Raw genomic sequence first — 11,314 nt, 5'->3', positions numbered from 1 at the left:
CCGCTTGGCTGCTAGTTGCTAACTTAACTCTGTCCCTCCGACGAGCTACTTGTGCGTAATTCCCAAACACGTTCTTAACTATTAGCGAATTAGAGCAGCACAATCCGGCGGGTGATGGTAGCGCCGGTGGCCGTACGAGCACGCAGCATGTACACCCCAGCCCGTAGCCCGTTGGTATCGAAGTCGTTGATGGTTCCCTCCACAGTGGTTTCGCGCACTAACCGCCCGAGGCTGTCGAAGAGGTGCAAATGCAGCGGCACTCCTGGCTCCCCAACTACGCGCAGCGGCTCCCCTACCACTACCGGCACCGGGAATACCAGCAGGTCGTTGGGGCGGACCAGGTAGGCGGCTTCTGTTTGGCTGTAGAAAACGCGGCCGTTGGTATCCTGTAGCCGCACCCGATACTCGTTGCGGCCGGTAGCAGCGGTAAGGTCTGTGAATGTGGTACTAAGCGTGAAGGCCGAGCGGATGGTTTGAATGGGTTGAAATTCGCCCTGCTCCCGGCGCTGCAACTCCACCGATTGTAGCCGGAACGTACTACCCAGTTCTAGTTGCAGCTGCACCGTATCGGCAACTACTTGGCGCGGCACAAACGACCGGATATAGCAATTAAGGCCCGTGTTGGCCAAATCGAGCGTGATGCTGCGCGTACCGCGTACTGGCCCCAACACGGGTTCTACCGCGTACTGGCTGGCTATGTCTTGCTGCGCTTTGGAAAGTACCAGCGTGGTATCGGTGGTGATTTGGAACGGTTGCAAATGCGTGGCGCCCAGCCGGTACACTTGGTAGGCGGTGGCTCCCGGCACCCGGTTCCAGTACAGCAGCCCCTCTTCGGCACAAGCATATCCAACTTGCAGTTCCAAAGCCCGCGTAACCGCTACGGTATCGGACACATAGGTGGTATCAGCCGTGACTAAGCGCAACTGCACCGGCGCGGCTATATCGGGTACCTGCCACGCGTAACTGCCTTGGCTAAGGTCGAGGCTGGGGGTGATGAGCTGCCAGCTGGTGGCACTAAGCGGCTTGTATTCCAGGCGGGCAGTGGTAGCTGGCCCGGCCCATTGCCAGCGTATCTGCTCGGTGGCGCCCGCCTGAAAGCTGCGCGTAGTCAGCGGAGCCAGCCATTCAAACTCCTGCTCGAACTCATACGCCACACTGAACGCCTGCGGCCCAGCCGTTACGTTGAAGCCACGCACGATTACCATATAGTAGACAGAATCCTCAGTTGCTACAGTCACCTGCTCAACGTTGTTGATATGGTCAGCGCGCCGACGAGCTGGCAACCTCAACGAATCCAGGTTTGGATAGGCACTTAGCGTCCAAGGCAAATAGCGGACCGTACGAATGCTACGGTAGTCTACCATGAACACTTCCAAGTCTAAATCATTAACCAGAGCCTGAGAAGCGTTAGCAGCAGCTTCAGGATCGGTCCAAACGAGAGTTACTTTAAGCTTTCGAGCATCTAAGGGCGGCATTATCTGAAACCGCTCCCGTTGCCCCTGCCCTACTGTACCAGTTTGGTAGCGTCCATCCAGAATAGTTCGCACGGTGCCCAGCGCATCCACCTGCCCGAAGCCTGATTCAAAATTCACTTCGGGGCGGCCCGTATCGTCGGCGCTGTTGAGCAGAGCGGCTTTTACCAACGAGCTGGGAGGTAGCGCGCCACCATTCAGGTTGCGGTAGGCTTGCTGAGCCAGCAGGCTGATACCCGACACCAGCGCTGCGGCATCGGAAGAACCATCGTCGCCGAAAGCCACCAGTTCGGGCTTCACGCGGCCATCGTAGGCGGGCCCCCGGGAGCTTAAAAGCGCTACTACACCTTGCGCATCAGTAGCACCCACGCTCAGCGTGTTCTTCGACATCTTGAACTGCCCCGTTAGGTTGGCCACTGCGCTCAGACCCTCGTACCGTCCGGTGTCAGGAGCCAGGTTGCCGGAGTTGCCCGAGGAAAACACGTGCAGCAGTGCTGGGTTCTGCCGCGCCTGGGCATCGTAGGCGCGGGATTCGAGGCCGTAATAATTTTCGAGGCCAGTGCCGTAGGAGTGGTTTTGCACACTTACGCCGCGCCGGTTCAGGTCGGTCAGGTTATCGGGCAGCAGGTTGGCATAGTCGGCCGGGGTGAGGCGGGCTTGCCAGGCAGCCCCCTTGCCGCTAGGGGCCGAGTTGCCGCCCCCTGCAATAAGTGAAGCCATTACGGAGGCGTGCTCCGACACTGGCGCCGAGGAAGCTGTTACGTCAACTATCCGGCCTTTAAAATCAATATCGGTAGGGTCGAACAGGTTTTCCTTCACCGAAACCGTGAGGCCCTGCCCCGTAAGCGCCGGATACTGCCGGTGCACCGCTGCCACCCCATTCACCACCGGATTGGCTCGGTCTAGGCGCCGCTCTTCGTGAGCGGGGCGGTTGGGCGCATCCACAAACTGCACCAAGGGCGAGGCGAGCAGCACCTCTAGTTGCGCCTTGGTTAGTCCGGCCACCAACACCAAATCTGGCTGACTAGGCTCATCCTGTACTCGGGTACCCGGCAACGTCTGGCGCGCCCACTCCCTGAATGCGGCCCGGTTTACAACGCTCACCCGCACGGTTTGCTTGCCGGAACCCGTTGCTCGAACTGTGGGCGCTAGTTTGCTGACCTCAGGAGTCAGTTTGTGCTGAGCTGCCAACGGGCCGGTGCCAGCCATAACCCATACACTAAGCGGGAGACAGACCCGAAGCCAGCCCCGGATAGCATTGAGTAACATAGACGATAGTAAATCGGCGCATCCCGCCGGGCAATATCTTACGGCGCGGCTTCTTTCAAAGTTAACAAAAACCCTCACTTATGCACGGCGCGGCAAAAACCACCCTGCACACAGCAGTTTTGGAGGTAGGGGCGGGGCTTGCCCCCCGCACCTCGTCGAACGAAATCGTTGAAAAGGCGCCGGCGTAAGGGCGGGGGCAAGCCCCGCCCCTACCTCCAAAACCGCTTTAAGTTAAACATATAGCGCCTTCGTAAGCCGCTTTAAAATGCAAAAAGAGCCTGCTAGCAGCAGGCTCTTTCTACGCTGTAATAAAGACGAGCAAACCGTACTATGGCTTCAGCACCACTTTCAGGCAGTTGTCTTTCTTGTTGCGGAAGATGTCGTAGCCGTGGGCGGCTTCGGCCAGCGGCAGGCGGTGCGAAATAATATCGTCAAGCACCACTTTGCCGTCGATGACGTATTGTAGCAGCTTGTCGATATGCTTGTGCGCCGGGGCTTGTCCCCCCATTAGCTTGATGCCTTTGTCGAAAAGCTGCCCCACCGGGAAGTTGTCGAACGGTGTGCCGTACACGCCCAGAATCGTGACGGTACCGCCGCGGCGCACGGCACTCATGCAGGCTTCCAGCACTTTCGGCGAGCCTTTCTCCAGGTTGATAACGGCCTTAGCCCGGTCGAGCAGGTCCCGGTCGGGCTCGAACCCTACGGCTTCCACGCACACGTCGGCCCCACGTCCTTCGCTCATGGCCCGGATTTGCTCTACCACATCTTTGGCGTTTTCCCACAGAATGGTTTCCACATTAGCCGACGCCTTGGCTTTGTCGAGGCGGTATTGCTGGGTGTCTACGATAATCACGCGGGCCGCCCCGCGCAGCCATGCCGATTTGGCCGCCATAATACCCACCGGCCCCGACCCGAAAATGGCAATGATTTCACCGCCTTTCACGTCGGCCCAGTCGATGCCAGAGTAGCCAGTTGGGAAAATATCGGTCAGGAACAGTGCCTGCTCGTCGGTCAGCGAATCAGGAATGACGCGCGGGCCGAAGTCGGCGTAGGGTACACGCACGTACTCGGCCTGGCCGCCGTTGTAGCCGCCGTACAAATCGGTGTAGCCAAAGAGGGCGCCGCCTTTTTCGGTCAGCAAGCCGCCTTCGGGGCCGTAGTGTTCGGGGTTGGAGTTTTCGCAGTGGCCGGGCAGCTCGTGGTTGCAGAAGTAGCAAGTGCCGCAGGCCACCGGAAACGGCACCACCACCCGGTCGCCGACCTTGAGCTTGCCCCCGACGCCTTTACCTACTTCCTCTACAATGCCCATGAACTCGTGCCCAAGTACCATGGGCCGGGGCTGCGGAATACTGCCATTGTAGATGTGCAAATCGGAACCGCAAATGGCGGTACTGGTCACCCGGATAATGGCGTCGCGCGCGTCTTCGATTTTCGGATCATCAACGGTATCGACGCGCACGTCTTTCATACCGTGGTACACTAGTGCCTTCATAGCAAGGTAAGGTTTTGGAAGTAGATAAGGAGCAGGCCGGTTGCAACCGGTACAAGGCTAACGGCTGGTCTTACACCGGGGTTATTGCCCAGCTTGCTCGCACTCAGGCTCCTAGCCTCCCTCGAAAACTTGGTATGGGTAATGGAAGGCTAAGCAACTGTAGGCTACGGCGTGAGGCGGAGCTTTGTGCTACAGCTTGTACACTTGCACGCCTGCCGCCGTAAAAACGTAGGCGTACCCTTCACCCAGCAGAATCTGCCGCACCTCAGCAGCCGGGACGGGCAGTGGCAGAGCCCGTTGGGTAAGGTTGTAAAGGTGGAACAGCTGCACAGCACCATCGGCCAGAAAGTACAGCTCGTCGCCCCGGAAGCCGATGGTCGTCAGGTTGGCGAAGGGCAGTTTTTTGCGGTAGTTGCCCAGGTTATCGAACACGTAAATCCCGTTCACCCTATCCACCAGATACAGGTTGTTCTGATACTCGCGCAGAAAGCGAAAATCGGGCTTGGAACGCCCAATCAGCAGGTCGAGCGGGGTATTGCGGGTGTTGCGGGGTTGCGCCGGATCGAACTGGCGCAGGGTCAGGTCTGATTCGTTGAGCAGCCACAGCCGGTCGTCGGGGGCTAGGGTGGTGGCGCGGGCGGTACCATCCAGCAAATCCAACAGATTGAACTGGCTGATGGGCGCGGCAAACCGGTCGAGGAGCAGTAATTCCTGCCGGTCGTCGTAGAAAACCAGAATCTTGGTGGTGTTCCAAGCCTCAATCTGCGCAATGTGCCCCGGCAGCGGGGGCGAGTAGGTGTTCAGCAACTGCCCATCGGCTCCGTATTGCCGCACGTTGTTTTGCGCATCGGCTACGTACAGCGTGCCACGCCTGTCAAGCGAGGCCACGCCCGACCGGGGCAGCGCAATGGTGCGCACCAGCGTCCAGGCGGAAGCAGTGGGTGCGTCTGGCTTGGCAACGGCCGGAGCTGCCTGCGCCGGAGTGGGCTGCTGGCTGGGTGGCAACACCGAAGCCGGCGTGGGCACGTTGATTTGGGCGTAGCACGGAACCAAAAAGCAAGAGCTAAGAACTAAAAGCAGCCCGAGCCCAAACCACCTCTTAATAGCTGTTGGCCCTATGCTCTCGGTTCTCACTTCTAAGCTCTTACTTCTCGAAATGCTGCAACACCAAGTCATTACCATCATACACGCCGTAGGAGCAATAATTGACCCATTCGCCTAAATTCAAATAACGACTGCCGGGAGCTACTGGTACGTCGAGGGGCAGGTGGCGGTGCCCGAACACGTAGTAATCATGATGGAATAGTTTTTCCAGCTCCCGGCAGTACACCAGCAGCCATTCTTCTTCCCCGAAATACTTCTCGTCTTCCTTGGTGTTCTGCACCCGGCTGCGGCGGCTCCAGCCATTGGCAATGCCAATGCCTAAGTTGGGGTGAAGGCGCGCAAACAGCCACTGCGCCACCGGCGAGGCAAACACCCGCTTCAGTACTTTATAGGTGTAATCCTTGGGCCCCAGGCCGTCGCCGTGCCCGATGTGGAACTCGCGCCCTCCAATCAGCTGGCTAACCGGGTGCCGCAGAATTGGGATGCCAAGCTCTTGAGTGAAATAATCGAACATCCACATGTCGTGGTTGCCGGTAAAGAACGTAACCGGCAGGCCCGCGTCGGTCAGCTCAGCCAGCTTGCCTTGCAGCCGGATGAAGCCGCGCGGAATGGCGTGCTTGTACTCAAACCAGAAGTCGAAAATGTCGCCGAGCAGATAAATGGCGGCGGCGTCTTGGGCCACAGTATCCAGCCAACGCACAATGCGCCGCTCCCGCGCCAATGAGCTGGCCGCATCCGGAACGCCAAGATGAAAATCGGAAGCAAAGTAAACGCGCTTTCCGGAGGGCAATGCCAGATCAGGCAGCCGAGGGGGTGGTTTCGTCATCCAGCAAAAACAAAACAAGGCTGCGCGGACCGTGGGCACCGAGCACAAGAGTTTTTTCAATATCGGCCGTGCGGCTGGGGCCGGTGGTAAGCGAAATCATGGAGGGCAGATGCTCCGGACCGTATTTCAACTCCAGGTTGCGCAGGGCGTCCCCAATATCGGCCACTACCTGCGAGGTACGGGCCAGCACCAAGTGCTGATCGGGGTACACGCTCAGGCGACGCCCGCTGCTCGTAGCCGCCGAAACCAGCAGGCTGCCGGTGCGGGCAATCAGGGCCTCGCAGGTTGTCAGGCCAGCGTCGGCATGCGCCACAAACTTCGTCTCGTCTTGGTTGAAGACCAGCCCGCCGGCGTGCAGAATCTTTTTCAGCTCCGGCTCCCATACATACAGGTGTTCCAGGGCTTTTTCCTTTTTGTAGGCAAATAGCTGGTCGTAGAAATGCTCCTCCGACTCGCAGAAGTATAGCTGCCCGCCTACTCGCACGAAACTTTCAGCAAATGCCACGGCCAAGTCGCCGGTGGCACGCGGGTGCAGCGGCGCAGTGAAATCGGGAGCAGGCTTGGCCAGCGTGGGCTGCCGGAGCGATTCGCGGATACGGCGCAGAATAATGTCGCGGGACGATTCGGGCATATCCCAAAGGTAACAAGCCCATGCGTAGAAAGCAGATAATCGGGCCCGCTAACCGCGCTAGGCATCCGACCTCATACAGCCTGTGCGCAAACTTCACATCCTACTCCCATATTTAAATAGTATTAATTTTAGTTGCAGCAATAATTTACCTTAACTTATTATAATACAGCAATCTTGTTTTTCATCATAGTTACTAATATCCTATATTTATCAATCCAAACACAGCATATAATCGTTAATAATAGGCTAATTTTACACTTCAAAGGATTGAGCCATGAAGAAAAAATACTATCCTATACAAATAACGTCTACAAATATCAAAAAACAGGCGGCGATGCTAGCAGGATATATTTTGCTAGCTTTCTTCATACTGCCCACTACCTGCTTTGCTCAGTTGCCGGATTCAACGCTGGTGAATGGCATGCGCAACATTGCGCTGGAAAACGTGGACATATCGCCTGACGTAGTGGACATGAAAAACTGGCTGCTCCTTAACAAGGATATCCAGACGGAGCTAGACGGCGCCGTACACAACATCTACAATTCCAAGCACGACCAAGCCGAGAAGCAGTTTCGCTCGTTGCGCCGCCGCTACCCCCAGCACCCCATGCCCTATTTCCTGATGGGGCTGAGCACTTGGTGGAAAATCATGCCCAGCAACGTTACCAATACCATCTACGACAAAACGTTTTTCGCCTACATGGATACCGCCATTACCAAAGGTGAGCGGCTCTATGATATCGACAATAAAAATTACGAAGCCTGTTTTTTCCTGGCGGCTGCTTACGGCTTTGATGCCCGCCTGCACGCTGAGCGCCACGACCTGCGCAAGGCCACTATCAGCAGCAAGCGCGCCCTCGATTACCTCGACAAAAGCAAAGAAGCCAACGGCCTGAGCCCCGAATTTTTACTGGGTCAGGGCTTGTTCAATTACTACGCTGCCTGGATTTCCGAAGAGCATCCGTGGTTGCGCCCCATCCTGCTGCTTTTCCCGAAAGGCAATCGTCAGTTGGGCTTACAGCAAATTAAAAGCGTGGCTGATAACGGCTTCTATGCCGGTCCCGAAGCCAAGTTTTTTCTGATGAAAATACTGGGCAGTGAGCGGGAAAACAACTCGGCCGCCGCCTTGCAAGTAGCCCGCAAGCTAGCCACCGAATACCCCGACAATGGCTATTTCGAGCGGTATTACGCCATGCTGTGCTTCAACAACGGAGAGCACCGCAAATGCGAGCAGGTCAGCCTCGATATTCTGGATAAGCTAAACCGCGGTATGCCCGGCTACGAAGGGTTCAGCGGCCGGTACGCCACGTACTATTTAGGCTGGCTTAACCAGAACAAGTACAAGGACTCAGCGAAAGCCAAAGACTACTTCCAGCGTTGCGTGGTGTTTTCGGAGGCTACCGGGCAAACTGGCGTAGGATATTATGTGCATGCCAACTACAACCTGGCCAAAATTGCGGAGGAAGAGAACAACGTGAGCGTGGCCCGGCGCTACTTCCAAGTGGTGCTGGAGAAAGCCGAGCGCAAATCCGATATCTACAACGAGGCCAAAGACTACTTGAAGAACCGTAAGCTGATGAAGGCCAGTTCCCATCAGTCCAACGCCATTTACTCTTCCGACTACCCAGCCAAAAAGCTTAGCGCTAAAGCGCGCCTATCGGCCCTGGACGTGAGAGCAGCCAAATAGTGTATTTGAAACGATAGCAGCGCAAAGGGCCGGCCTTGCGCATCGTTGCTGACGCTGCACGTTTATCGTTGGTACGAGGGTACCAGTCATACAACGAAGCGCAAAGTCGGAGCTTTGCGTTGCTATTTTCCGGCAAACAAAAAGGCCAGCCTCTAAAGGCTGGCCTTTCCGCATTACTAAGGTGTCTTGATTACATCGGTGTTACCACACTGCCACCTGAGCCAGCCGATGAGTTGCTGCTGTTCGGCAGGTCTGCATCAATGCCAGGGAGGTTCAGGTCGGGGAGGTCGTCGCTCAGTGGAACACCGGGGTGCTCCTGCTTCCGCTCACTGAGGGTTTCGCTCCGGTCGGTACCAGCCATGTGCGCTTGGTAATTGGTTTGCACGCCGTGTGGGCGCTTACCTACCAACCGCTCTAAGTCGTCTTGCAGCAGCACTTCTTTATCGAGCAGTTCCTTGGCCACCACTTCCAACTCGTGCCGCCGTTCGGTCAGCAGGTCTTTAGTGCGGATATACGCGTTTTCGATGATGTTGCGCACTTCCTCGTCAATCATTTGCGAAGTGGACTCCGAGTAAGGCTTCGAGAAACCGTACTCATTTTGCCCTTTCGAGTCGTAGTATGATACGTTGCCGAGTTTGGCGTTCATGCCGTACATCGTCACGATGGAGTAAGCCATCTTGGTGATGCGCTCCAAGTCCGACAAAGCACCCGTCGAAATTTTGCCAAACACGATTTCTTCGGCGGCCCGTCCACCCAAGGTCATGCACATTTCGTCGGTGAGTTGCTCGGTGTTATATAGGAATTGCTCCCGCGGCAAGTATTGAGCGTAGCCCAGCGCGGCTACGCCACGAGGTACAATGCTCACCTTCACCAGCGGATCGGCGTGCTCTAGGAACCAGCCGGCAATGGCGTGGCCAGCTTCGTGGTAGGCTACAATGCGCTTCTCATCAGGGCTGATGATCTTGTTCTTCTTCTCCAAACCACCAATAACCCGGTCAACAGCATCAGTGAAATCCTGCATGCTGATAAATTTCTTGTCGCGGCGCGCGGCAATGAGGGCGGCTTCGTTGCAGACGTTGGCAATTTCAGCACCCGCGAAACCTGGGGTTTGAGCGGCCAAACGACGGGCCTCTACATCAGGGCCCAGCGTAAGAGGCTTTAAGTGCACCTGGAAAATCTCAGTGCGGCCGTTGATGTCTGGCTTATCAATGCTAATCTGCCGGTCGAAGCGGCCGGGGCGCAGCAAGGCGGAGTCGAGCGTATCGGGGCGGTTGGTAGCAGCCAAGATAATTACGCCCGAATCGGTGCCGAAACCGTCCATTTCCACCAGCAATGAGTTCAGCGTGTTTTCACGCTCATCATTGCCACCGGGCATGTTGCCGCGCGAACGGCTACGGCCTACGGCGTCAATTTCATCGATGAAGATGATGCAGGGCGCTTTCGATTTGGCTTGCTTGAACAGGTCGCGCACACGGGCGGCACCTACCCCTACAAACATTTCCACGAAGTCGGACCCCGAGAGCGAGAAGAAAGGCACATCGGCTTCGCCAGCTACTGCTTTGGCCAGCAACGTTTTACCGGTACCAGGAGGACCAACTAGCAAGGCACCCTTCGGGATTTTACCGCCTAGGATGGTGAACTTGGAAGGGTTCTTCAGGAACTCTACAATTTCCTGGACTTCCTCCTTCGCCTCTTCCAGACCAGCTACGTCTTTAAAGGTGATTTTCACTTTGTCGCCGCCTTCAAACAGAGCTGCACGACTCTTACCAATGTTGAAAATCTGACCACCGGCACCCGCGCCACCACTCATGCGGCGCATCAGGAACCAGAAACCAACGAACAACAGAATGGTGAGGCCCCAGGTGGTAACTAAGTCGCCGTAGCCATTGCGGGTATCGAACGTAATGCCGATGCGCTGGTCAACTGGCACGTTAGCTTGCAGCTTCTCGAAATCCTCCTTGAAGGTTTTGCCATCGACTACCCGGAAACCGAACTGAGGGCTGGCATCGAAAGCAAGCGGGCCACGACGGGAAAGTAACTCCCGATATTTGCCGGAGCGCACTGCCTCGTTTTTCAACGACACTTCCACCTCCGAGCGGTCGGTGAGCAAGCGCACGTCGCGCACATCACCGGCGGCGTACATCTGCTCGAATTTTTGCTGGTTTATTTCCACTTTGCTGCCGCTCTGGTTAAAGAACAGCCAAGCGCACAGAAACAGAACCAGCCCAGCGAGCAGCCAGAGTTGCATACCCGGCTTTGGCGTCGGGTTGGGCAGCATGGGCTTTTTCTTTTTGGGCGTGTTATCTGACATGTATAGATTGGGCTAAGGCAAAAAACAAAGGCGGAACACCCCGCCAGTGCGTTTGTTCCCGCTACTAGACGAAAACGGACGCACTTTACTTTATGGTACTATCGGGCCGGAACAGTTTCCTCTTCGATGTAGGTGATTTCAGCATCGCCCCACAACTCTTCCAACGCGTAGAACTGCCGACGGTCGCGCAGGAAAATGTGCACTACTACATCTACGTAGTCGAGCAGCACCCATTCGCGGTTCATGCGGCCTTCCGTTTGCCAAGGGTTCTGGCCGGTTAGCTTTTCCACTTCTTCCTCCACCGAACGCGCAATGGCGTCGAGTTGGGTATCTGACGAAGCCGAGCAGACGATAAAATAATCTGACACGGCATTTTTGAGCTCCTTGAGGTTCATCACCACGATATCCAGGCCTTTCTTTTCCTGCATGCCGCGTACTACTACATCTGCCAACTTGTCCGAATCCTGCCGAACCGGGGTACTTTTCATAGGGTATTGTTAGGTTTGATCATCACAAAGTACG

The 11,314-nt window shown here is 56.3% G+C and carries 8 protein-coding genes; 1 reads left to right on the top strand and 7 read right to left on the bottom strand.

Annotated features, from left to right (window positions below; all coding sequences use genetic code 11):
• Window positions 1–89: 89 nt before the first annotated feature.
• From J0X19_RS23580 to J0X19_RS23560, 5 genes are all read right to left on the bottom strand, one after another.
• Window positions 90–2,741: a S8 family serine peptidase gene (locus J0X19_RS23580; protein WP_206986881.1), complete on the bottom strand. Its 2,652-nt coding sequence runs from the start codon at window positions 2,739–2,741 to the stop codon at window positions 90–92.
• Window positions 2,742–3,069: 328 nt separating this feature from the next.
• Window positions 3,070–4,233, bottom strand: coding sequence for a zinc-dependent alcohol dehydrogenase (locus J0X19_RS23575; protein ID WP_206986880.1), 1,164 nt, complete (start codon window positions 4,231–4,233; stop codon window positions 3,070–3,072).
• A gap of 189 nt (window positions 4,234–4,422) precedes the next feature.
• Entirely contained in the window at window positions 4,423–5,286 is an 864-nt protein-coding gene (locus J0X19_RS23570) for a hypothetical protein (RefSeq protein WP_206986879.1), read from the bottom strand.
• Window positions 5,287–5,377: 91 nt separating this feature from the next.
• The gene (locus J0X19_RS23565; RefSeq protein WP_206986878.1) at window positions 5,378–6,163 is read right to left on the bottom strand and encodes a UDP-2,3-diacylglucosamine diphosphatase; all 786 of its coding nucleotides are present in this window, start codon (window positions 6,161–6,163) and stop codon (window positions 5,378–5,380) included.
• The gene (locus J0X19_RS23560; RefSeq protein WP_206986877.1) at window positions 6,135–6,794 is read right to left on the bottom strand and encodes a LutC/YkgG family protein; all 660 of its coding nucleotides are present in this window, start codon (window positions 6,792–6,794) and stop codon (window positions 6,135–6,137) included. The genes J0X19_RS23565 and J0X19_RS23560 overlap by 29 nt, the downstream gene beginning before the upstream one ends.
• A 394-nt stretch (window positions 6,795–7,188) precedes the next feature.
• Between J0X19_RS23560 and J0X19_RS23555 the strand changes: the two genes are divergently transcribed.
• A complete protein-coding gene (locus J0X19_RS23555; protein WP_206986876.1) occupies window positions 7,189–8,481 on the top strand; it encodes a tetratricopeptide repeat protein in 1,293 nt (430 codons plus the stop codon).
• A 190-nt stretch (window positions 8,482–8,671) separates the two neighbouring features.
• Here J0X19_RS23555 and ftsH read toward each other — a convergent pair whose 3' ends face one another.
• Together ftsH and rsfS are read right to left on the bottom strand one after the other, a co-directional pair.
• Window positions 8,672–10,792, bottom strand: coding sequence for an ATP-dependent zinc metalloprotease FtsH (gene ftsH / locus J0X19_RS23550; protein ID WP_206986875.1), 2,121 nt, complete (start codon window positions 10,790–10,792; stop codon window positions 8,672–8,674).
• A 98-nt stretch (window positions 10,793–10,890) separates the two neighbouring features.
• Window positions 10,891–11,280: a ribosome silencing factor gene (gene rsfS, locus J0X19_RS23545; protein WP_206986874.1), complete on the bottom strand. Its 390-nt coding sequence runs from the start codon at window positions 11,278–11,280 to the stop codon at window positions 10,891–10,893.
• Window positions 11,281–11,314: the final 34 nt, after the last annotated feature.

The sequence above is a fragment of the Hymenobacter telluris genome, assembly GCF_017313265.1.
Classification (GTDB): domain Bacteria; phylum Bacteroidota; class Bacteroidia; order Cytophagales; family Hymenobacteraceae; genus Hymenobacter; species Hymenobacter telluris.
This window is presented reverse-complemented; position numbering and strand designations above follow the sequence as displayed.

What these genes read in the sequence shown, in the direction of transcription:
- rsfS (WP_206986874.1), bottom strand. Translation starts at nt 11,280, where the DNA reads ATGAAAAGTACCCCGGTTCGGCAGGATTCGGACAAGTTGGCAGATGTA.
- ftsH (WP_206986875.1), bottom strand. Translation starts at nt 10,792, where the DNA reads ATGTCAGATAACACGCCCAAAAAGAAAAAGCCCATGCTGCCCAACCCG.
- J0X19_RS23580 (WP_206986881.1), bottom strand. Translation starts at nt 2,741, where the DNA reads ATGTTACTCAATGCTATCCGGGGCTGGCTTCGGGTCTGTCTCCCGCTT.
- J0X19_RS23565 (WP_206986878.1), bottom strand. Translation starts at nt 6,163, where the DNA reads ATGACGAAACCACCCCCTCGGCTGCCTGATCTGGCATTGCCCTCCGGA.
- J0X19_RS23575 (WP_206986880.1), bottom strand. Translation starts at nt 4,233, where the DNA reads ATGAAGGCACTAGTGTACCACGGTATGAAAGACGTGCGCGTCGATACC.
- J0X19_RS23560 (WP_206986877.1), bottom strand. Translation starts at nt 6,794, where the DNA reads ATGCCCGAATCGTCCCGCGACATTATTCTGCGCCGTATCCGCGAATCG.